The organism is Persicirhabdus sediminis (assembly GCF_016595495.1).
Lineage (GTDB): Bacteria > Verrucomicrobiota > Verrucomicrobiia > Verrucomicrobiales > Akkermansiaceae > Persicirhabdus > Persicirhabdus sediminis.
Genome location: NZ_JAENIM010000009.1, coordinates 23539 through 47981 on the forward strand (window position 1 = coordinate 23539; position 24443 = coordinate 47981).

At 46.0% G+C, this 24443-nt stretch carries 16 protein-coding genes; 5 read left to right on the plus strand and 11 right to left on the minus strand.

The window, feature by feature from the left end:
- The first annotated feature begins 913 nt into the window (after positions 1-913).
- The 3 genes from JIN82_RS01280 to JIN82_RS01290 all read left to right on the plus strand — a co-directional run bounded on the left by JIN82_RS01280 (position 914) and on the right by JIN82_RS01290 (position 7038).
- Positions 914-4771, plus strand: coding sequence for a hypothetical protein (locus tag JIN82_RS01280; protein ID WP_200309821.1), 3858 nt, complete (start codon positions 914-916; stop codon positions 4769-4771).
- Between the two features lie 11 nt (positions 4772-4782).
- The gene (locus JIN82_RS01285) at positions 4783-5523 is read left to right on the plus strand and encodes a hypothetical protein (protein WP_200309822.1); all 741 of its coding nucleotides are present in this window, start codon (positions 4783-4785) and stop codon (positions 5521-5523) included.
- Between the two features lie 66 nt (positions 5524-5589).
- The gene (locus JIN82_RS01290; protein ID WP_200309823.1) at positions 5590-7038 is read left to right on the plus strand and encodes a cryptochrome/photolyase family protein; all 1449 of its coding nucleotides are present in this window, start codon (positions 5590-5592) and stop codon (positions 7036-7038) included.
- 8 nt (positions 7039-7046) lie between these two features.
- Here JIN82_RS01290 and JIN82_RS01295 read toward each other — a convergent pair whose 3' ends face one another.
- From JIN82_RS01295 to JIN82_RS01305, 3 genes are all read right to left on the minus strand, one after another.
- On the minus strand, positions 7047-8033 hold the full coding sequence (locus JIN82_RS01295; protein WP_200309824.1) for an aldo/keto reductase: 987 nt from the start codon (positions 8031-8033) through the stop codon (positions 7047-7049).
- A gap of 84 nt (positions 8034-8117) precedes the next feature.
- Positions 8118-8573: a 6-pyruvoyl trahydropterin synthase family protein gene (locus tag JIN82_RS01300; RefSeq protein ID WP_234041691.1), complete on the minus strand. Its 456-nt coding sequence runs from the start codon at positions 8571-8573 to the stop codon at positions 8118-8120.
- 244 nt (positions 8574-8817) lie between these two features.
- Positions 8818-11649 (minus strand): DUF2339 domain-containing protein, encoded by a 2832-nt coding sequence (locus JIN82_RS01305; RefSeq protein WP_200309825.1) that lies wholly within the window; start codon positions 11647-11649, stop codon positions 8818-8820.
- Positions 11650-11805: 156 nt separating this feature from the next.
- On the opposite strand from JIN82_RS01305, the gene JIN82_RS01310 reads away from it, so the two are divergent.
- Both JIN82_RS01310 and JIN82_RS01315 read left to right on the plus strand, forming a co-directional pair.
- Positions 11806-13146, plus strand: coding sequence for a hypothetical protein (locus tag JIN82_RS01310; RefSeq protein ID WP_200309826.1), 1341 nt, complete (start codon positions 11806-11808; stop codon positions 13144-13146).
- 15 nt (positions 13147-13161) lie between these two features.
- Positions 13162-14169, plus strand: a complete 1008-nt coding sequence (locus tag JIN82_RS01315; RefSeq protein WP_200309827.1) for an AAA family ATPase — start codon at positions 13162-13164, stop codon at positions 14167-14169.
- Positions 14170-14173: 4 nt separating this feature from the next.
- On the opposite strand, the gene JIN82_RS01320 is transcribed toward JIN82_RS01315, so the two are convergent.
- The 8 genes from JIN82_RS01320 to JIN82_RS01355 all read right to left on the minus strand — a co-directional run bounded on the left by JIN82_RS01320 (position 14174) and on the right by JIN82_RS01355 (position 24421).
- Positions 14174-16732, minus strand: a complete 2559-nt coding sequence (locus JIN82_RS01320; RefSeq protein WP_200309828.1) for an MFS transporter — start codon at positions 16730-16732, stop codon at positions 14174-14176.
- Between the two features lie 96 nt (positions 16733-16828).
- Positions 16829-17746, minus strand: a complete 918-nt coding sequence (locus JIN82_RS01325; protein ID WP_200309829.1) for a phytoene/squalene synthase family protein — start codon at positions 17744-17746, stop codon at positions 16829-16831.
- A gap of 13 nt (positions 17747-17759) precedes the next feature.
- Positions 17760-18491, minus strand: a complete 732-nt coding sequence (locus JIN82_RS01330) for an alpha/beta fold hydrolase (protein ID WP_200309830.1) — start codon at positions 18489-18491, stop codon at positions 17760-17762.
- Positions 18491-19639 carry an FtsW/RodA/SpoVE family cell cycle protein gene (locus tag JIN82_RS01335; RefSeq protein ID WP_200309831.1) on the minus strand — a complete coding sequence of 383 codons (1149 nt, stop codon included), beginning with the start codon at positions 19637-19639 and terminating at the stop codon, positions 18491-18493. The genes JIN82_RS01330 and JIN82_RS01335 overlap by 1 nt, the downstream gene beginning before the upstream one ends.
- A 21-nt stretch (positions 19640-19660) precedes the next feature.
- Positions 19661-20560, minus strand: a complete 900-nt coding sequence (locus JIN82_RS01340) for a LysM peptidoglycan-binding domain-containing protein (RefSeq protein WP_200309832.1) — start codon at positions 20558-20560, stop codon at positions 19661-19663.
- 16 nt (positions 20561-20576) lie between these two features.
- Positions 20577-21875 (minus strand): UDP-N-acetylmuramoyl-L-alanine--D-glutamate ligase, encoded by a 1299-nt coding sequence (gene murD / locus JIN82_RS01345; protein WP_200309833.1) that lies wholly within the window; start codon positions 21873-21875, stop codon positions 20577-20579.
- On the minus strand, positions 21875-23035 hold the full coding sequence (gene mraY, locus JIN82_RS01350; RefSeq protein ID WP_200309834.1) for a phospho-N-acetylmuramoyl-pentapeptide-transferase: 1161 nt from the start codon (positions 23033-23035) through the stop codon (positions 21875-21877). The genes murD and mraY overlap by 1 nt, the downstream gene beginning before the upstream one ends.
- Positions 23036-24421, minus strand: coding sequence for a UDP-N-acetylmuramoyl-tripeptide--D-alanyl-D-alanine ligase (locus JIN82_RS01355; protein ID WP_200309835.1), 1386 nt, complete (start codon positions 24419-24421; stop codon positions 23036-23038).
- Positions 24422-24443: the final 22 nt, after the last annotated feature.

The following is a 24443-nucleotide window of genomic DNA, read 5'->3' on the forward strand; positions in this document are numbered from 1 at the left end:
TAAAGCTATAATACTTAGTTAGTCATATCCTGTGTGAGCACTTAAATCGTCGAAATGGCGAGCTGCATTATTATTCTAGCCCACGCCTGAGCTGGTCGCGCAGCTGGCTACTAGATCACTAAAAACACAGGCCAAAAGGAAGATAGCGGAGCGAATGGCTCTGACGCAGGCCAGTCGGAAGGCCTAAGGTCGTCTGGCTGATCGCGCCTGATCGCTCTTTAGCCGCAAAGGGACCAGAAAGTGCAAGCTCGTTAATAATATCTAGCTACTTAGCTATGATCCAATCACTAGCTGCGATCTGCAAAAACAATCTGCAGATAGAGTGAAGCAGCAGTGCCCATCAAGCAGCCCATGATAGGTCGTTAGCTCAGCATGTTAATTGAGCTAACTTCATTCTACGTACGAGCCACTAGCCAAAGATGAATGCTCAGTAAATTCATCCCCCACACCAGCTAGATTAGATAAATCAGATAGAATGCATATTAGCCGCGGCAATGGTGAAACTGGCGCGGTTTAGCAGCGTTCAACCAATCAAAGCGCATTTGGTTGCAGCCAACTTTCAATAAATTTGGACAAATAATTAACTCAAAACTCCAATATTTAACACCCACCAGAGCACAGCAAATGGCTAGATAGGCTAACTGTGAACAAATATGGATTAATCTTTCATGAAATATAATTCATGAAAGATCCTAGTTAATATTACGTGTAAGTTCATGTATGATAAGGATCTCAGCACCTTCATCAGGCATTAGACAAGCGGATTTCTTCTATCAGAATAATGTCATTTTGCTGACGACTAGGGACAATTATCGGTCAAGTGTTTCTTATTTGAACTATTTCCGGCTAAAATTCCATATTGCCCAGATGAATACATTGTGACTACATTGGTTATTAACGAACGATTGCAGCCATGAACAAACATTTCCCATGTAAAATAAAATGCGATGTAAGCAGGCAAATTAAATCGCCCCAAAAAGCCGGTTTTGCCCTCATCGCCACCATCGCAGTGATGGCCCTAATGGCTGTTACCGCGCTCGCCATGCTCAGCCTGAGCACGGTTGAAGTACGCTCATCTAACCATGGTGATGCGATGTCAGAAGCTAGAGCCAACGCCCGCATGGCCCTCATGATCGCCATCGGCGAACTACAAAAAGCCGCCGGCCCAGACACTAGGGTCACTGCAGAAGGCGATATCGACGACTCACCAGGCCAAGGCAAAAACCACTGGATGGGCGTGTGGAGCTCAGCTGACGAAACCACCGGAACCACTCCAAAGAAAGCCGGCGAATTTATCGGCTGGATGGTTTCTAAACCAAGCTCAACTACAGCAGACTACACTAACATTAACGGCCAAAATCTAATTGATAGCTCGCTCTCAAATGGACTGCCTAATTATGTAACCTTAGTTGGCGACGGCAGCGCGGACATTTCTACAAATCCTGAAGACGAGGTAATCGTTCCTAAAGTTGAAATCGTAGATACTACCAATGATATATCCACGGGCCATTACGCCTACTGGATAGGAGATGAAGGTGTCAAAGCTAGAATCGACCTACAGACATCTGACGACAGAGATGATCGATTAGCAACTATGGGCACTCAGCGCTCAGCTTTTGAAGTAATGACTGAAATCAAAGACTCTAAACAAAATCTTGAAGTCGATGATCCAAAAATAGTCAAACTCATTAGCTCTCAATCAGTCGCCCACGTAAGTAGTCAGGAAGTCGGAAAGTCGCACTTCCATGACATTTCATCTCATTCTCTGGGAATTGCAACTACTACTCGCGACCCTAGCAGCCAATACGGTACCGGCAAGACGGCCGTTGTCGACAATGGAGGATTAAAAATCGACCTCTCCTTATTATTCGAAAAGTCAGATAGTGATTTTGAAGATTTAGAACCTGATAATTATACAGCGTATAATTATGAAAATGCTCCCTTTGGCTCAGCAGGAACACGAGATGTTGGGCTTATCTTCACAGTTGATAATGTATCTAATGGCAATTCTACAGAAGGGCTCATATACGGTCCTACAATGGACATGCTTAGAACCTACTATCGACTATACAAAGATGTAGAAAATAAAGATTCCTCGCCAACTTTAAGCTCAGCATTCCCATTCTACCCTAATGCTTCAGAATATAATAACGACCTTGCTGATACGGGATATATGAATGCAGATCGTATTGGCTATAGAAACCAAGACACCAATACACATAAGATATCAAAAAAATCTAATACAAGCTATGAAGTCACCCGGAACACAAAACCAAATGTCAGCCCATACATTAACCGCGTTCTCTATTACTTTTCAGTCATAACAGAGCCAACATCCACACCACCTGACCAAGCTGGAGCTTGGTCGCGTATCAGCAAGGTGGTCGTCACCCCAATCGTTATTCTCCACAATCCCTATGATGTTTCCATCGACTGTCCAGACATGGCTTATAGCCCTGGATTTGGTAGTAGTAGAATGTACATACTACTAGAAGACCCTAATCCTAACGACCTACACACAAAATTTAAAGTTGATGGCACTTTGGGAAAATTGGTGAAAAAAAATAAATCCTTAGACTTGGACAATGACAAATACGTTACTAATGGAAACTTAGGTGAAGCAACTTTAAAGATTCCGGCAATTAAGTACAAACCTGGTGAAATCAAACTTTTCATTCCTAATGGCCTGAAGGCTCTTCAAAATGAACATGAGTTGGTAGAGCTATCTTCAGGTGCAAATATTGACGGCGGCTTCTACTACGAATTAAAACCAGCAAGTCGAAGCTACGCTAACCTAATGGCGACAGACCTACCTGGTCCGGGCGAAGCTGGATACAATGAAGATAAATACGGCAACTGGGACGAAAACGATGCCTTTAATCACTCTCAGTACATTCGGGATGATTTTGCTCTACAACTCTATGGCTGTTATGGTGGTTACCTCATTCAACGTTTAGATATGTATAATGGGTCTGATCGTGATCGGGTCTACACTTCGAGAGGTGTTTGGTTAGAGGGTCGTTCTACAGGAAGCGTTGTAAAATCACTAGCGGATTGTTGTAAAAACGCGCCTAAAAGGTTTGCCATAGATTACGAGACGGGTGAAGACGAAGTTGGACAACCTACTAACTATTACGATTTTTATACTAAACCCTTTGAATACGAAATTCCTGCTAACTACACAGCTAGTACCACTTCTTCTGAGACAGCATATGGCTTCCCTACTTACGTATTGAATAATCCATTATGTGTATCTGACTGCGGAGTAGATATCAGAAATAGCGCAGATGTAGAAATACAAGCGTCCCCAGGTTCATCAGCTTACTCACCATATAAAAGTTCTCATGCTGATTACTGCGAATTAGATGAACTACCCAATCGGCTAATGAACATCCTCGCTCCACAAGGAGGCACTACGACTTGGGGCGGAGGAATGAACGATGAAGGTCAAACTACTGTCACAGCATTAAGTATTCCTACAGCACCTCTAATATCAATAGGTTCGCTGCAACATGCCAATCTCTATGACCAAGGAAACCAGCCAGCTTTAGTCATTGGAAATTCATTTCCTAACCTTCATATTGGCAGCATTGCTAACACCTTCGAAGAGAGAGAGTATACTGACAATAAAGGATACCTACATAATTATGTTCCCTTCGATGCAGCCTTCCATACTAACGAAGCCATCTGGGATTATTATTTCTTCTCGTCCATATCACCAAAATCAACGGACTCTTCCTATAACAGTTCATCTGCAAAAAGTGATGAGGATATAGAGCTGGCCATTTCTGATTGGATTGACGGTAACAGTCCCATAGCTAATGAACGCATTACTTTCATTTCTAACGGCGAAACATCAAGTGATATTAAAACAGCTCTGAACGATCCCGATGCATATAAATACGCATCTGCATATATGGGGATCAAAGGTAGCTTCAATATCAACTCAACTTCTGTTGAGGCATGGAAAGCAATTCTATCAGGCTACCGCGGGCAAACGATTTCTATTAACCCTGAAGGAAATATTAATGACCTCGACGTTGCGGAGACCTCCTTGATCCCGAGGAACCACCTCTCATTACAAGAAGGAATCGAAAGCCCATCTCCAACAGACGACGAAGCATGGGTAGCATTTTCACAACTTTCTGATGATAAGATTACAGAGCTTGCTGAAGCTATTGTTTCTGAAATTAAGGACGTGATGAAGGAGAATGCCTCTAGAAACAAAGGATCTAGCAGCTCGTCTAGCGTTCCTATATTAAGCCTAGCTGACTTCGTTAACCGTATGCCTGACTCCTCTAGACCTGAATACCAAACATGCGGACTGCTTCAGAGAGCGCTCAGGAAAGCGGGAACAAATGACAGCTTAAATAGAAAATCTGAAGGGCGCACTAAAAGCTTTACGACTGAATCAGTAACCTCAAATGCACGTAAGTATGTCGTTAAACTTCCAGAAGAATTCCCTGAACTCGATGCCGCATCAAGCTCCAGCTTTATTCTCCAATCTGATATCCTCCAAGCCATAGGTTCACACATTTCAGCTCGCTCCGACACATTCAAAATCAGGGCTTATGGTGACTCTGTTGATCGTAACGGTACTATAATCGCTGAAGCATGGTGTGAAGCTATCATTCAAAGAACACCAGCACCTGTTGTTCCTCTTGCTACCACAGGGCTAGGCAAATGGACTCCTGACACATCTAATGCCACTAACTACGGTAGAAAAATGAACGTCATATCATTCAAATGGCTGTCTAGAAACGAAATCTAAATTTTAAAAACATGAAATATATCACGATCTTCATTCTATTTTTACATGCGTTCGCAAACGCTCAAGATAAACAGCCAATGTTTTTCAAAGTTTATTCAGTTAGTACAACTCCTGAAAATTTGGCTTATGGTCCCATTGACGAATCTAATGAAGTAACCTTTAAAAGAAAACAAAGGTCTCCGTTTTACAAAATAGCGAAGACTAATAAAATTGTATTCTATGATAGAGATAAGCCTCTAAATGAAGACGGAAAGTTAAACATCATAGCAAAAGCTTCTATTTCACCCAGTATTAAACAACCACTCCTTGTGTTTGTACCAACTGAACGAAAGGACGACGGCACACAACTATTTGATATTATTACATTGGACGACAACTCAAAAGCCTTTAGCGGGGGTAAGTCCTACTTTATAAACTTAACAAAGTCTAAAGTTGCTCTAGTTTTTGGCAAAAAGAATGAAAACAAAATCTTCATCAACCCAAAACAAGCTAAGGCTCATGAGATAAGTAGCGGCCATGTTGGTAATTTACCCTTCAAAGTCTACATCAGCGATAATAAGACCGCTAAGCTAGCAGTCAACTCCTATCTTTTCCCTACAAAGAAAGGGAGAAGTGTCTACTTCATATGGCCAAAGACTAACCCAAGCGGGAAAGGAAACTTAGTCAAAATAGACCTAATGAGACAAAATGCTGCTCAAATAGAAAGAGATGACAAAGACCTTATTGAACTAAAACTAAATAAATCAGGTTAGTCTACCCCTTGACGCAAGTCAATCGTGACCTACCTTCAGCCGCAGATTCTATCTGCGGCTTTTTTTATGACTACTTCACCCACCCTATTATGGTTTCGCCGTGATCTTCGTTTAGCGGATCATCGTGCCCTGTTATATGCTATTGAGCTAGGCCAGCCAATCATTCCCGTCTATCTACACGCCGAGGACGACGGCGGTGTATGGCGAGATGGCGCGGCGAGCCAGTGGTGGCTTCACCATGCCCTTGAAGACCTAGCGAGCCAGCTAGAGTCATTAGGTTCGCAGCTGACTATCTATTCATTAGAGAGCGAAGACCAGCTGGCTGATTTTCTCATCCAGCTAGCAGAAGAAACTGGCGCCAAACAGATAGTTTGGAGTCGACGATATGAACCCCATTTCTGTCAGCGTGATAGGCAGATCAAAAGTTCACTCACAAATGCAGGCATCCTAGCAAAATCATTTAATAACAGCCTGCTCTACGAGCCAGACGAGGTAAAAAACAAAAGTGGTGGTCATTTCAAAGTCTTCACCCCCTTCTGGAAAAGCTTAAAGGACCAGCCACCGGAAAAACCACTACCTAGCCCAGTCAGTCTAGCTAGTTTACAACCAGACTACTGGCCAGCTGGAATAGCTGTCTCTGAGCTAAACCTTCTTCCATCTATCAGCTGGGATGCGGGATTCTATAAAAATTGGCTAGCCAGCCATCAGGGCGCTGAAGCCAGCTTGAAGAAATCTCTCAGCAAGGCGCCTAACTACCAACAAACTCGCGACACGCCAGCTATCGACGGAACGAGCCGTCTCTCCCCCTACCTGCACTTTGGTCAACTGAGTCCACGTGAGCTTTGGCATTCTCTTAATGATAGATTTGGCAATGATGCTGCAATCGTCGAAGGCATTACCCGCCAGCTATACTGGAGAGAATTCTCAGCCCACACACACTATCATTTTCCTCACAGCACAGACCGTGCACTGAAACCAGAGTACGACGCTTTCCCGTGGAACTACGATGAAGACATCATCAAACAATGGCAGAAAGGTGAAACTGGCTACCCTATCGTTGATGCCGGCATGCGCGAGCTGTGGGCAACTGGCTGGATGCATAACCGTGTGCGAATGATCACCGCCTCATTGTTAGTCAAACACCTCCTGCAGCCATGGCAAGAAGGCGCACGCTGGTTCTGGGATACCTTAGTAGATGCCGATCTTGCTAACAACTCTATGGGCTGGCAGTGGGTTGCTGGATGCGGGGCGGACGCATCTCCCTATTTTCGTATTTTTAACCCCATCATTCAGGGGAAAAAATTTGACCCCTCTGGTGACTACGTTAGAAAGTGGATACCTGAGCTAGCGCAGCTACCTAACGAATATATTCACGAACCGTGGACCTGCCCGCCGCTCGAACTTATCAGCTACGGTGTCCAGCTGGATAAAGATTACCCGAACCCCATCATCGACCATCAAAAAGGGCGACAGCAAGCGCTTGACGCTCTTGCTGAGTTCAAAAGCAATAGATAATCATTGTCTTAGATCAAAGCCTCTATCAAAGCCAGTTCGTCATCGGAGAAATCCAGCCTATCAGTAGCTCCACAGGCTTCATCAATTTGTTGAGCTTGGCTGGCTCCGATCAATGCCGAGCAAATTGCCTTCTGGCGCAGCACCCATGCAATCGCCATTTGCGCCAAACTTTGCCCACGAGCATCTGCTATCTCATTAAGCAATTTCAGCTGAATCAAACGCGAATCAGTCAAATCTCCTTTATTGAGAAACGGGCTATTGCTCGCGACACGTGAACCAGCTGGAATTCCAGCTAGATAACGGTCACTCAATAAACCTTGGGCCAGTGGCGAAAAGACCACCGTTCCGAGCTTTTGATTTTCACATTCTTTGAGAAAGCCACCTTCTATCTCGCGAGCTAACATGCTGTAGCGGTTCTGCACGATGACACACGGTGTGCCTAGCTTTTTGAGGATTTTGCTAGCTTGTGCTAAAGTGGCCGCACCGTAGTTAGAAAGTCCCACATACAGAGCTCTGCCACTGCGTACGATATAATCCAAAGCTCCCATCGTTTCCTCTAAGGGGGTATCGGCGTCCATCCTGTGATGATAGAAAATATCAACATAATCCAGCCCTAGTCGCTTCAAGCTTTGATCACAGCTAGAAACTAAATATTTCCGTGAGCCAAAATCACCAAATGGCCCTGGCCACATATCGTAACCAGCCTTGCTAGAAATCAATAACTCATCACGATACCCAGCCAGCTGGGATTTCAGAACCTTGCCCAAACATTCCTCAGCGCTACCAGGAGGTGGCCCGTAGTTGTTAGCTAAATCAAAGTGGTAAATGCCCTTATCAAATGCATGGCACAACAATTTACCAGCCTGATAACTGCTAACATCACCTCCAAAGTTATGCCATAAACCCAATGAAACTTGTGGCAAAACAACTCCCGACTGCCCACATCGTTGACGAGGCAAACAATCATAGCGCGCGGCATTAGCAGTATAACTCATACCACGCTCATACACAGATCGCGCCCCTCCGCCAATACAGAAGTCCACTGCATCAGCATAGAGAGCGATAGAAGAAACTAACTATTACTCAAAATACTCAGCCCAAGAGCTGGTGGTTTCCCACACTCGCACCTTAGCGATACGCACTTCAGCACGCACTGGGTACTCAGGATCTGGCTGATCTACAAAACGCTTGAGAGATGCCGTGGTATGCTCAAAGATCGTGCGCGCCATCACCTCAGTGGTAGGATCTTCGCCCTCAAAACCAATGATGCGATCACCATACGCTTCTTTGAAAAAATCAAATTTATCATCATCCGTATTCATGCACAGCGCATGATCGTAGGCGTCTAGAAAATCACCAATCATGCGCTTGATGAGTTTGAAATCAAAGACCATTTCACGGCTGTCTAGGCTGTCAGCTTCGAAAACTAACTCTACCTTACGTGTGTGCCCATGAGGGAAACGACACTTATCCGGGTGCTTAGACAACAGGTGGCCGTTCTCCACCTCGATCATTTTACAAATTCTGTACGCCATAGTGATGCAAATTTCTTCGCCTCAACATGTCCCATGTTCGGCAATTTACAAGCCCAAGCATCTACTAATATCCATGCTGGCTGAAAATTCTCCACGCCTGCCGGATCCTGTGAAGATCGCGATTCCATAAATCGCGAGAACTCACGCAGCTTAGATATTAGTGTTAGACCGAGGCTCAAAACCTCATGATCAGTCACAGTGAGCCAGCTGGACTCAAAACTATAGATTTATAAATGCATCTCAGCTAGAAATACTTCTTAAAGATACTTTGATAGCGATTGTAGATGTATCCTAACACTAGAAGAATAAGCCCTAAACTCAGTAAGGAGAAAATTCTAGCTAGCGCGCCAAATGACCAAATATCAACAAGCACGATATGAGCAAAGCTTAGCGCGATCCAAACAAGCCCAGACCAACGAAAAGCTCGCGACTTAAGCACAAATCCTAATCCCATCTGTAGCGCCGCCATCAGGCTCCAGCCAATTGCGTAATTTCCAGCAAACCACGAATCCAGAGCGGTATTATAGCGAAGTAACAAAACTAGCTGACCGACCAACAACAACAACGGCCCTAGCTCAAAACCCAAGTTTAGACGCTGGTACTTTTCACAATAGATCCAGCCAACTAACACCAACAAGCTAGCAGGCAGCATACTGCCAGTAACAAAACTCTGATTATCAATGATCTGCCATAGTATAGCGACTGCAATAGGCACTATTGTAGCTACAGGGAAAAATCTCTTATCCTTACGCCACCATGCTAAGCTCCCCATTGCTACGGCTACCAGACACAATAGATAGACACCGTTCAGCTCTAGCACATTCCGGTGACCTTCGATAAGAAACGTCAGCAGAACAGTTAGCACTATGCCTAACTTTGAGCGACTAATAGAACATCGCAGCCGCTCAGCAATGCCTAGATGAAGCGTCAAAATACCCAACAAAAACATCAGACTGAACCAGCTAAGAGAAACTCCAAAATAGCTGACCTGTACTAATGCCAAAGCAAATAGGTAAAAAGTCAATCCGATGACCTGAATACTACGGCGACCTAACCATTCACCGCCACTATGCAAGATCAACGGCAGGCATAAAAACAAGTAATACTTTCCCGTAGCTCCAAATGACGGCAATTGCTCAACAAAAAACAAAAAACTAACAACAAGCCAGACAGCTAGCATGGTCTCGCGCTTGAACCAGTTGGAAATTTTCACATAGCTGAGATTCAAGTCACCGACGCGTGTGAACCACAGATAGCCAGCTACAAATATCAAACCTGCAGACAGAGCGATGCTTTCAGTAACACTATTTTGATCAGGCCCAATCATTGCAAAAAAACTAACGCCAAATAGAGCTACTCCAGCTGGCGTTGCTAGATCGTCGCATAATACTTGAAGCTTCCTTAATTTCACGACATCCAAGAGCAAGGCAACTAACAACAGACTAGCAACTTGCCAGCTAAAGATCCATGGATTGGTTAAAATTGCGTATAGCAAGATCAACCATGAAATCACTGCAACAATGCGTCGCTCTATCAATTGCGTAGATTTTATGCCCAGCTTATTAAATTGAGTCATCGTTAGCGTATAGCTAGCAACAATGCTGCTCAGAGCTAACAGACTAATCCATTGAGCGTCTCCCTGATTTATATCAATGCCAGCATAAACCAAAGAGACTAACAAAAGAATCAATGATGCAGGATACGCATATCTAGACCTCACGTACTTGTGAGAATAGAGGCAACTCAACGCAGATAGAGCGATAGCCAAAAACCTCGTATAGCCAGACCAGGCAAAAATGATAGCTAAGGTCATACTGATGAGGCTTTGATAGGAAAAAATTCCAGCGATCTGGCGTCCGGTTTGCTTTTTGAAGATATACAAGTAGCTAGCAATGCCGCCCCAAACCAAAGTCGTGAGAAGCAACATAAGCTCGATCGAGATCCCTGGGCCAGCTAGGGATGCACAGAAAAACTGACTTGCTAGAAAGGCACCATTATTCAGCATGATTAGCCAATTGAGCGAGCTTGCATCCTGATTGCGCAATGACGCGATCACGCATGGCAACATGAGTACTGCCCACAGCAAAAAACAAAACAGATAGACTAAGGTCGCGGAAAAATTATCGCCATGATAGCTGATCCAGAAGAACTGCGTCGCATAGGCAAATACCGCCACTAAGAAGCTGCTAGGCAGCCAGCGGTGGCGAATCGACATATACATTCCTAGAGTAGATAGAAGCACTGCTGAGAAACCTGCGAGCAGCCCAGCTGGATTCACAACAACTGCGTAGTAAGCGAAGAGCAAAGAGAATGAGCCAATGATCTGACTACGTTTGAATGAGGCAACGAAAATCATGACTACCGCCCAACTAGTCATCATAACAGAACTCAACAAGGCACTATCATAAACCTGTAGGTTAGTTTCAAAATGAGCTGCATAGAAGGCATAATAGATGGTTGCCATGCCTCCAGCCACCAAGACATGCGCGTAGTTAACTAGCTCAGAGCGTTTCTTTTCCAGCAACTGACCCAAACCCGCTAGAGCACCTCCTGCAATAACAAAGAGGGATAACTTCACCCACGCACTGGATGAAAAAATCCAATTCACATAAGCATAGCGACTCAAAAATACAAAGCTTGTTAAAAGCAATAACATACCAATACGCACAAACCACACTTTGCCAAATTCCAGCTCCTTCATCCCAACCGAAGACTCTGGCGGATTCCTATCAACGGCTGCAGCTGGCTCCGAAGTAGCCGCTTCTTTCAAACTAACAATCTCCACCCCTTGATTGGTTTTTTCATTTATATCTGGTGGTGGGATTTCGACAGAAGGAACTTTGGCTTCGAATGGAGGCGGAGAGGCATTCGCATTTTCCAAGCTATCAACTGCCGCCTTAACATGATCAGGTTGGCTAACAACGTCCTCATTCACCGCAGTCGACTCTTTATGACTTAGCGTTGCATACAGTCGCCGCAATGAATCTAGCTCCATTTGCAACTGCGTAGCAGATTGAATAATTTCTTTTTGTTTGGTCTCAGCCGAGTCCAAGCGCGCCGCCCATGATTCATTCATAACAAACAAACTATCACAGACAAGCATGCTGAAATCATCGAATAATTAGATACTACTATCATTTTAACTGATGATACACCTCTTCTTCATAAGGAATTTGAACTTCACATAGATTGCCACTTGCTGTCACAGGTATGTTAGCTAAAATGTAGCTAGATGAATGACCGTGAATCAGCATGGAACCAGCTAGCGGGGCGGCTACAACGCAAAATCAATTTGGCGTGGTGGTGGCAAAGCCTAGCTGCGCCGTGGCTCATTTCAGCCATTACCTTTAGCATCATCATTCTCTTTGTGCGCCAATCTAACCCTGCGCTCATAATTTCCCCCACCATTGCGATTGGCTTGGTGTTGGGGCTCTTCATCATTCATTCCCTAGCCGCCTACCTGATAGCGAAAAAGCGCTTTATCTCACGACAAGAATGTTTGGTGAAGTTAGAGTCAAACCTTGAGCTAGATAACGCTCTAACTAGCGCGCAAATGGGACTGCGTGACTGGCCCATTCTCCCATCTGCGGTACCTCAGCTACTCCGCTGGAACAAATTGAGAATTCTCATTCCATCAGCTGTCGCAATTATCACCACATGCGCCTCATTTGCACTCCCCGTATCTGCAAAAGAAACTAACGAGTCTGATATTAATGAACCACGTTTATGGTCTCAGATTGAAACCCAACTCGAAGAAATTAAAGCGACCCAAGTAGCCGAAGATCCTTACTTCACCAATATAGAAGAACAACTGGAAAAACTCCGCCAACAGCCCAAATCAGATTGGTTTAATCATTCGAGCTTGGAGGCTAGCGACCATCTCAAACAGCAAATGCTCAGTGATGCTAACGAGTTGAAAAAATCATTATCTAGCGGAGCTAATCAGCTGCAACGTATGGCTGAAGCAAAAAACCAGCCTGCCCAACAAAAGGCTGCAGCCGACGCCATGCAACAAGCACTCCAACAAATGCGCAAAGGCAAAATGCAAGCTAACCAAGACCTTCTCAAGCAACTGCAAGGGGAAAACCAAAACGGCCTGCAACAGCTCAGCAAAGAACAGCTAGAGAAACTAAAAGAACAATGGCAGCAAGCAGCTCAGGACATGCAGGGAGCGCTGCCAGGCGATGATGGCGACTGGAAAGACCAACAGTGGGAGGCTGCTGACGGCGACCAAGAATGTGATGGGTGTGGTAAAAAGGGCTGTGACGGCGAGAGCTGCGAGGGTGGCAGAGGTGGTGTAAATCGTGGGCCAGGAACAAATAAAAAATTGCTAGGCAAGGAACACCAAGCCGATGAACAAGGCAATCGATCACCACTCAAATCAGATTTATCAGCTAGAAGCCTACCGGGCGATTTGCTAGAAACTTCTGAGATAGACCATGACAAATCAGCTAAACCATTCTCACCGAGCTCCAGCCAGCAAAGCCAAAACAGCGGCGAGGGCGGAGACCGCGTCTGGCGAGATTCGCTCATGCCAGATGAGCAAAAGGCACTGAAAAACTTCTTTGAATAATCACATACTCTAACCATGGAATTCGCTAAAGACGAAGAAATCACACTCGCTAAAGAGAAAATTGACCATCTCACCCGTCATCTCCAACAGGTCATTTTTGGCCAGGAAGAACTCATTCAACTCGTCATCACAGGTCTGTTAGCTCGTGGCCACATCCTCCTGGAGGGGCTTCCAGGGTTGGGAAAAACAGAGCTAGTAAAAACCTTATCGAAATCACTAGGCTTGGGATCAAAGCGGGTTCAATTCACTCCTGACCTACTTCCTGGCGACATCACAGGAAATCCCATTCTTCAGGAAATAAATGGCCAACGTGAATTCATTTTCCAGCCAGGACCATTATTTACTAACATCTTGCTAGCTGACGAAATCAACCGAGCATCGCCAAAAACACAATCAGCCATGCTTGAGGCCATGCAGGAAAGATGTGTCACCGTAATAGGTGAAACCCATTCCCTGCCGCTACCATTTTTTGTCCTCGCTACTCAGAACCCCATTGACCTAGAGGGAACCTATCCTTTACCTGAGGCTCAGTTAGACCGCTTCCTTTTCAAGCTACAAGTGAGCCGAAATGACGTTAGCACCTTGGAACAAATCGTCAACAAACGCGAGTTAGGTCAGGAACCTGAAGTCAACTCAGTCATGACAGAGGACGAACTCAACGACATTCTCAAGCTCGTTCGCCAAATCTATCTTCCTGATGTCGTCGCGAACTACATTGCCCGTCTGGTAGACTCCACCCACCGAGGGCAATCGAAAGCTGCTAGCCACATCAAATTTGGAGCCAGCCCGCGAGCAGCGCTATCACTAGCATCAGCAGCCAAAGCGCGCGCATTGATGCACGGTCGTAATAACGCAAGCTTTGAGGACGTCAAGGCATGTGCGCACGCGGTGCTACGCCACCGCATCATTCTCGACTACAATGCCAAGATAGAAGGGCTGGACAACGACCAATTGATCGATCAACTGCTAGAAGAAGTTCCTTTTCAGGATACCGCTGTGCCAGCCACGCTGAGCGCCAGTTAATAGATTACGAGGCCATATCTGGCCTGTCTGGTAATAAAAACCCCTCGTTATCGATGCTCACATAATCATCGATAGTAAGCTCGCCTAATGCCGGTGAACTTAGCATGACTCGATCCATCAATGGCTCCCAGACGTAGCCAGGTAGTAACTTCCCTAGGCTGCCTGATTTCCAACCAGCCTGGAAACTAGCTGTTGATGTTGGCATTGCTGGATGAGGCATAGACATACTAATCACACGCTCGTGAATCACCTGACACGGGTAATAGCCATCACAGGCAGGCATACTAGCTGAGAAGTCATAGCACTTTCCTGTTAGTTCCTCCTGCTTCACCTTTTGTGCTAGCTGCCCCCCAGCTAAGAAAGCGGTGACCTCGTATCGGTCTGCCAATTCACCGATGCGTTGGGCATCATCGTTAGCATCCACGATCACTAATGAAAGCTTCAGCAGCCTAGCGAGAAAGACTAGAAGTGTGGGGCTCAGCCCCCCGAGTTCATCAATATCAACCATCACAACTTCCCCGTAGCTGAGTGCATTGATTTCTCTAATCTGCAGGGCGTTGTACAAACGCTCAGACTTTTCATCAGCTGAGCTGGACTTCAACTGCTTTCTCAGCTGGCTGAGTTTGCTAGCGTCACCGTGTAAGACCTTAAATGGCTTTTTGATCATGCGATGTGATGCACGCATTAGTTTTCTATCAAGTAGGCTCCCCGTTTGCATTGCTACTAACTGACGCCGCAGTTCATCGACAGAGCGATCATCATCTTCTAGCAAATCACCAAAACTAACACGTACACCATAAGGAAGTTTGTACGGGCGCTTACGGAAATAACGATTTCTCTCAAATGAGAAAATGGATCCCCAAAGACCATCCATAAATACTGGCAATACAGGCACCTTTGCCATTTTAGCAATGCTCTCGAATCCACGCTTCAATTCGTTTAATGTACCTGTACGTGAAAGTTGTCCTTCAGGAAAAATACAAACAACATCACCATTAGCTAGAGTTTCCGCGGCAATTTTCATCGCTTCACGCGGGCGCTTGCTAGAAATAGGTACGGTTCCAAAGAACTCAGCACCAGCACCTATCCATTTCTTTTTAAACATCCCGCTAAACATCAAGAAACGAACGGGCCTAGGACAGGCAGCTGAAAGAATAAACGCATCGATATAAGTCAGGTGGTTAGGGCACAACAATACCCCTCCTTTAGCTGGAATATTTTCAGCATGATGAACTTTAATACGATAGACTGAACGCAGCAGCCCCAAGGCAACAAAACGAATGAAATCACGCGGCAACAAGCGAGCCGCGTAGAGAGTCACGGCGGCACTCACAAGCGCCAAGATAGAAAACTGAATGGCATATGGCACATTATTTTTAGCCAGTAACATTTGAATGAGAACAGCTACAATGCCAGCTAGACAGTCTAGCAAGCCAATGCCAGCTAGAATGCGCCCTCGCCTATTCGCTGGGCAAACATCCTGCAAATATGCATTGAGTGGCACCAGTAAAATTGCAGATCCAGCGCCAGCAAAGGCAATCCAGAATAGCAGGCTCGTATTGATAGCGTGAATGTTAAGCGTCGCTAGAGCGATCAGACCAACTACCATGACGATGCCACCGATAGGCACAAGACCTAACTCTATGCGACGTCTGCAGACGATAGAACCTATCACGCCACCAATAACAACACCACCGCTAGCAGCTAACATCATCCACGCAGTTCCCGAGCCAAATCCCGAACCACCGCCAGTTAAATCTTTACCAATCTGAATAGAAAGAAGGTTCATAATGCCCGCAAATCCCCAGAAAAAGGCGATACCTGCTGCGCTAAACCTTAGTCGTTTGTCATCCCAGATTTCCTTTAGTTGGACAAAATGAGAAACGGCCACACCAAAACTAAGTGGCTTCACTTTGTGCGCTGGGCGTTTTTCGATGCCCATTGAGATAATGATCGCAGGAATACACATCAGAGTAACTATCACCAATGGTCCGAGCGAAGCTGTCCAGCCGCTTTCAACCGCCTCTAGGCGATAGTCGAACCAAAATCCCGCTGCAATTTGGCCGACGCAGATTGCTAGTACTGTAGCCATCTGTGAAATACCGCTAGCAAAGCCAAGCCGCTTAGTTCCTACTAACTCTTTAACGATCCCCAGTTTGGCTGGGCTGAGCATAACCGATTCTATCGACAATAGAAAAAATCCGAAAATCGCTAGATATAACTTATTGTAATAAATAGCGATAGTGATGAGTGATAGAACGATCACCTGCATTAACAGCATCGCTCGAATCACGTAAGTTTTGCTGAAGCGATCGGCAACCCAACCAGAGATAGGCGCAAACAAAATAAAAGGCAAAACAATCAGAGCTCCTAACACATACTCCATATAGGAAACGATGCCCGTTGAACCAGTCGACATCAGCCAGCCTCCTAGCGGAATTAACAGGAACTGTGCCGCCTTATCATTGAATGCATTTTGTGTCTGAATAGCAAACAAACACCAAAACGATTTCCAGTTACGCGGACTAGGCTCGTCTGTAGGGGCATCTAATACTTCGTTCATCAAGTATGCTTATGACAGAAAGCCCCGTACTTGGACAATTGATTTATGTAACAATAACTATCGATTCATTCGATGTTAGCGAATCTAGGCAAAATTTTACCTAAAGATAAATGCCTGCCAGCACGCTTGGTAGACCTGACTGCGGCGAACCTTTACCCCTTGAGATCTAACTTCAGCTGTGGAATTTTCTAATAAATCCAAGGTATCTTCGCCTATCAATGCAGGCAACACTGTTGCCCCGCGAGCTAGTCTTGAACTCAGTGAGCGAGAATACGGGTATGCTGAATGTAACCATGCTCTCGCCTGCGCGAGCATCGCCTGATAGATCTTAGTTTGCTCTGCGGCATCCTCCAGCTTCCAGCTAGGAATATAACATCGGCCTTCTTTAAGATCATTACTTTGATCGCGCAAGATATTGATTAACTGGAGCCCTTTGCCGTATTCGATTCCCCATTGCAGCATCTCAGCTTCAGCAGCTTTGGAATAGTTAGGCAAGGTAAGAAACCCGACCTTAGTCCAGAACTCACCAACACAACCAGCTACGAGATAACAATATTCCTCGAGCTGTGAGAAATTATCCAACTGGCCAATTTTATCCACCTCAAATCGCTGCAGGTCTAGTGACTGGCCATGAAGAATCGGCTGCATCACCTCTCTGACTGCTGACATTTCCCCCTCAGGAAGGGCGTCGTAGGCAGAAAAAACCCGATCAAGCTGGCGGAGTAAAACAGCCTCACCTGCATGCTTTTGCTGCGGCACAAATTTCTCATTCAAAGCATCGAATAGCTCACTTCTATCACCCGCGTCTAGCAAGCGCGTGAAGCAGCTTAATAAATCAATACGAATGCCCGCATCCACAACAACAGTATCCGCGATGGTATCACTAGCACGAGCTAACAAATAACCGAGTGCGACTGGACGGCGCATCGCTGCAGGAAGGAAGCGAATACTCAGATAAAACGAACGCGAGACGTCTTTGAGGAGTTGTCGGTCCAACCCAATAGATTGTTTCATATCAGCCATCTATCTAAGTTTGAGATTTGGTGGTTTGAAAAAAATCACCCGCCAGCTTGTGAAAGATTTCAGCTTGTTCCCATGGCACTCGGTGACCGCAATCAGCCACAATTTCTAACTGGCCATTAGGAAGTGCCGCACAGGCTTTTTCAGCCACACGAAGGAACTTTTCGTCACGATCGCCAACTACCCAAAGAATAGGCATCTGCAGATCACCTAGCCGCTCTAGCAAATCATCCTGAGCGCCAAGTGACCAATCCATGAACGATCTAGCGATCTCATTGCGTTCAGCTTTTAGACGATAACGATCTGGCAATTCTACACCAGCTAACACGGATTGATTTTGCCATTCAGCTAGAAATTCACCCCACTCGCTACGTAATGCCTTACTAGCCCACTCGGCGTCAGTCTTTTGTCGTTCCAGCCTAGCAGCTGGATCAGACAAGCCTGTATGAGCTGATACAATGACTGCTGATTGCCAGAGATCAGGAGAATCAAGCAAGGCATGCAGTGCGAGTCTACCGCCGAGCGAATACCCCATCAATTGCGGTGAGTTATCCATACGCGCTACATCAGCACTCAACTGGGTAGCAAACTTTTTCAGAGGCATTGGGCAGCATGCCAAATATTGCCATAGCTTGAGCCGTCTAACATCCAACTTAGCTGGAGCAGACTCATGCATCGCATTGGCAAAGTTGCGCAGATCAGATTCGTGCCCAACAGCACCATGTAAAGACCAAATCATTAGACTCTCACACTTGGGCGTTCATCCCTATCAATAGGCATTTCAGTTTTCTTAGAAAAGCGCGCCTGACGATGCACACTGAGCAATAAGCCTACTGCCGCCAGGGTAAAGACGAGGTTCGTACCCCCATAGCTAACAAATGGCAGTGGCAAACCAGTATTGGGTAACACAGCTGTAGTCACCCCGATATTCATCATCGCAGGAAGTACAATACTAGCAGTAAGACCAATAGCCAAAATACGGCCAAATCTATCAGGCGCATACATCGCAATAGCAATGCCATACACTGTGATCATCACAAAACAAAAGATCACGCCAAGAGTGAACCACAAACCTAACTCCTCACCGATGATCGGCAAAATAAAGTCAGTATGAGCAAATGGCAGCGTACCGTGTTTTTCGTGTCCTTCACCTAACCCAAGTCCATCAATGCCGCCATGACCAAAAGCGATCAAACCGTGATACTGCTGATAACCAAAGTTCTGCTGGTGTTCTGGGTTATCGAGGTCCATGAAAGCCATAATACGGTTCCAGCGGTTAGGACTAGATTTCACCATGAAATACAAGCCAGCTAACCCTGCGACAGCCGACGGCATTAGATACCAAACGCGAGTACCTGCCGCAAACATGACCACAAATCCAGCTCCAGCCATAGCTGCAGCAGTCCCCATATCTTTCTCAAAAAATACCAGTCCAACGGGAATGACCACCAAGATTCCCGGTAAAACAAATCCTTTCCAGAATTTCAAAACCTCAGTCTGACAGCTGGAAAACCAAGCTGCTAGAGCAATGATCATCGCAATTTTAGCGGGCTCAGACGGTTGGAATCGACCAATCAAAGGCATGCGAATCCAGCGTGTTTCACCATTCACCTCAACACCAACCCCCGGCACATAACAAAGAGCCAAGAGAAAACTCGAAATAACAAGGATAGGTAACCACCACTGGCGCCATACTCGGTAATCAATGGTTGCCAAAGCACCGGCTGCAAACAAACCTATCAGTGCAAAAACTAACTGCCTCTTGACATGTGAATAGCGTTCGCCTGGAGCTTCGATCCACACCGAAGTACTCGCCACCATGACTAGTCCAATGACGACGAGTCCAGCCACCCCGATGGCTAACAAGATGGCGTTACGACGACCCATTTCAATATAAAGTAGTTAGGCTTACTGCTGAGCAGGAATCTTGAGCGACTGACCAATACGAACCATGTTAGCATTGTCCATGCCATTCAAAGCCATGATCTGATCAGAAGGTACTTTAAACTTCTGGCTGATACGCCAGAGAGTATCTCCCCTAACGACAGTGTAACGTACACCGCTGTCTACTGGAATAACCGTTGGAGCGACCTCAGCTACAGGAATCGCTCTAGCTGGAGCGCTAGCCTGTGGTTGCACCTCTTCGACTATCATAGCTCGTGGAGCTGAAATGACCTTCTCCTTCTTCTCTACCTTGGCTGCAGTCACTTCCTTCTCGTAGCTAACTGGCTTCGTATTAATCGTTTCCTGAGGCTGTTCGAGCACCGCTGGTTTTGCATCTATCGGTTCAACTTGGGCAATGACTTGAGTAGTCTCAACTGGCTGACTAACTGGCTCGGGAACAACTGGAGCTGGTGTTGGCGCAGGAATGCGTACCATCACACCAACTTTAGGAATTTTATCAGTATTGATGGCACGTAGCGCAGACTCATCAACTCCGTAGGCTCTAGCAATTGAAGCAAATGTTTCCCCTTGCTCAATCATATGACGCTCAAAAGTACCGCTAGGTTTGGCATCGGCAACGACAGGACTCGCGCCAGAAATAACAGTCCCTTCACTGAAGTATTTCATATGCACAATGATTCCAATGATCGCTACCACGTGCAGTGCTAGAATCATGATCAAAGATCTACCCATGTTAATGCTAGGCTCTTCAGCCACAACGTGGCTAGCACTCACCGCTGCTGTCGTCGCACGCAATTTGCGGCTACGAGACTGGCTCTTTGTGCGTTTGGTATTGGCATGCAATGCCCTATAAGCCGGCCGTTTGACCGGATTACGCTTTGTTTGTAGGCTTGGCTGTTTCATGGTATGGGGAAATTAATTATTTAAGATTAAGCACAAATTCGCGGAAAGCATCACCGCGCGCTTCGTAACCGCTAAACATATCAAAGGAGGATGTTCCAGGTGAGAACAATACCGTATCTCCAGCTTCAGCTAGATCTCTAGCTGCTAGTACGGCAGACTCTAATGACTCTACTCGTATAACAGGTAGAACTTCAGCAAACAAAGCTTCTAGCTGGCCGCCAATCTCACCGAATACAACCGCTGATTTAGCATGATGTTTGAGTCGATCTAGCACAACTGAGTAATCTAATCCTTTATCTTTTCCTCCAGCGATGAGAACTAGCTGACGTGATTGCGACCTCAGAGCATTATCCAAAGCATGAATATTGGTTGCCTTAGAATCATTGATATACTCAATGTTATCCAAAATCCTAACCAGTTCACATCGGTGTAATGGTGGTGCGACGCCAGCTAGGGCTTCAGCAGCCTGCTCTGGTTTCACACCTAACTGAGCACACGCAGCAAGCGCAGCCATAGCATTTTCTGCATTATGCAGTCCACGCAATCTCGTTTGCTCAATATCTAAAACTGGCTCACCCGCCAGCTGGATCCACTTGCCATCAAATGTGTAATCAGCATCAACTTCGGTTGAGAAACTGAGCAATTTGCACTCTAACTCACCAAGCTGCTCACCGGCACGATAGACAACAGTCTGTTCAGATGATAGGTTTTCAAAGATACGCATTTTGGCTGATTTATAAGCCTCAATCGTTGGATAGCGATCCATGTGATCCGCTGAGAAATTCAGCCATACCACTACATCTGGACGGAACTGGGAAATCGTTTCTAGCTGGAATGAACTGACTTCCAAAGCAACCGCTGGCAAATCAGGAGTTTCTAAAACAACCTCAGCTAGAGGAATTCCGTAATTGCCACATGGACGGCACGGGATGCCTGCATGATTGAGGATTTTTTCGATTACCTCAGTTGTTGTCGTTTTGCCGTTAGTTCCTGTAATGGCAATGACTTTACCTTTATAACAACGAGCTGCTAGTTCGAGTTCACCAATCAGCTCGCCAGTATTCTTGGCAAAAGCTTTAACGTAGCTCCCGTAGGTGTCGATGCCTGGAGAAATAACTAGCAGGTCACTATAGACTTCGCAGCCGAGTTCTTCGCTAGCGCCAGGATACGGCATCACGCCACGTGGCACATCAACGATTTCCTCTTTGGTATCGTACAAAGTAACGTCACCGCCGAGGTCTCTAGCCAAACGCGCAGCCGCCATGCCACTGCGGCCAGCTCCTAGTACTGCGATTTTTTTTCCGGTAAGATCCATTAGACGATTTTAAGTAGCGCGAGTCCCATCAACCCGCAAATGATAGAGATAATCCAAAAACGAATGATGACCTGATTTTCATGCCATCCTCTCAGCTCAAAGTGGTGGTGAATCGGGGACATGGCAAAGATTCGTTTGCCGGTGAGTTTGAAACTCGCCACCTGTAGAATCACAGACATCGCCTCCATCACAAAAACCCAACCAATCAGCACGAGCAAGAACTCCTGCATGGTGCAAATTGCAGCTGTACCCAGTGCGCCGCCGATCGCTAGTGATCCGGTATCGCCCATGAATACTTTGGCTGGGTGGCAGTTGAACCACAAGAAACCAAAACCAGCTCCAACAAGAGCCATTAGAAAAACACTAAGCTCGCCGACCAGTTCATTCTGCGGGATATTAAGGTAGGTATTAGCCAGCCAGTAATGGTGCGTTAGGTAGGCAATCAATGCATAGGCAAGTGACACTGTGATGGTCACGCCAATAGCTAGCCCATCTAATCCATCTGTAAGATTAACCGCGTTAGAAGTACCAACGATGATGAAAGCGAAAAATGGAATACAGAACCAGCCGAGATCGATGATCGCGGTTTTTGCTAGAGGAATGGTAATCGCGCTGATGCTGATTTGCTCTTTCACCAGGCTGAAGCTAGATGTCTCAGATTTGGTATAGAGGAATACGCCTGCGGCGATAGAGATCATTAGCTGCCAAAATAACTTCTGTCGTGAGCTGATGCCATCTGAGCTTTTTTGGCTCACCTTGGTATAGTCATCAATAAAACCCAACAATCCGTGCGTTAGCATCACAAACATAGTCACTGCGACAAATGGATTGAGCGGGCGACCGCAGATGAGAACAGCCAACAAAACTGTGCCTAGGATCATTACGCCGCCCATGGTGGGGGTTCCAGCTTTGCCACCATGCAGCTCATTGAGCTTGTGCACTTCTTCAGCTGAACGGATAGGTTGGCCGACTTTGAGTGATACCAACTTACGAATCACCTTATCGCCAAACATCAAGGTTAGACCAAATGTTAGCAAACAAGCTAGTGCTGCCCGTACGGTGATGTACTGCAAGAGGTTAAAAAATAGACGCGTATCTTCAGCCCAGTCTGCACCTGCAGCGTGAGCTTCCTGCCAAAATTGATAGATCGAATATAACATTTAACCTTGTGGTAAAGCTTTGTTCATAACGCGCTCCATTCCAGCGGAGCGACTTCCTTTAAATAATACCAAGTCACCAGATTTGCAGAAACTCTTCAGCCAATCTGCGGCAGCTGTGATGTCATTAAATTGTTCTGCGTCACCACCGTCCTCAGTAGCTCCGCGATAAATATTTTCGGCGTTCTCGCCCACGCTAACGACTTGGAAGCCAAATTCTGATGCGAGGCGCCCGACTTCGAGGTGAGCTTTATCCGCGTGAATTCCAAGCTCGCCCATCATGCCTAATACGGCGATTTTGCGACCGCCATTTTTACGTGGCATCTCATTGAGAGTTTCCAGCGCAGCGGCCACCGAATCAGGGTTAGCGTTGTAGGTATCATCAAATACTGTAATGCCAGCTGAGTCGTAGCGGCGAAGTCGACCACTTGTGAGTGTTGAACCATTAAGTCCGCGAGCGATTTCAGCGGCTTTCATGCCAAGCACATGTCCAACAGATGCTGCTAGAAGTGCATTATTAACCATGTGTCGTCCAGCCACAGGGAGGTCAACCATTGCTGTATCTTCTTCGCCAATGACTAACTTAAATGTAGATCCAGATTCAGTCAGGTGAAGTTGCTCAGCTCTAACGAGTCCGCGACCATTGCCAGCAAAGATGACATCAGCATGTGTGCGCTCAGCAAAATAGTGAGCAAAGTCACAAACTGCAGCCACGATTAGCGTGCCCTCATCGGGAAGCGCTTTGGCGAGAGCTCCTTTTTCTTCAGCAATGCCCTCACGAGATTTAAGAAACTCAATGTGAGCAGTACCAATATTGGTGATGACTCCGATATCAGGTTTGGCGATCTGGCAGAGAGGTGCAATTTCACCTGGATGATTCATGCCCATTTCCCAGATGCACACCTCATCGTCTTCTTCAGTTGATAGAATGCTAAGCGGCAATCCGATGTGGTTATTGAGGTTTCCGCGAGTGGCATTGACCTTAAATTTCTCCCCCACCACAGCGGCGGTGAAATCTTTGGTCGAAGTTTTTCCATTAGAACCAGTAATACCAACAACTTTGATATTCAGCTGGCTGCGATACCACAGAGCTAGTCGTTGCAGTGCTAACAATCCGTCAGCAACCACAACTACAGCTGTCTTGTCTAGGTCAACGCCGCTAACTGATTCAGCTAGAATCACGCTAGCTCCAGCACCCTGCGCATTGGCTAGGAATTGGTTAGCGTCGTAATTCTCCCCTTTTAAAGCAACAAACAGATCACCCTGCTTGAGTGTTCTGGTATCTGTAGAAACCGCGCTCACCGCTCGCCCAGCCATCGAACTAGGACATGCAGCAGCTAACTGGCCTCCTGTGGCTTGAATGATCTGAGTAACGGTGATTGGTTTCATAGTTGTGTGGGAGTTAATTAAT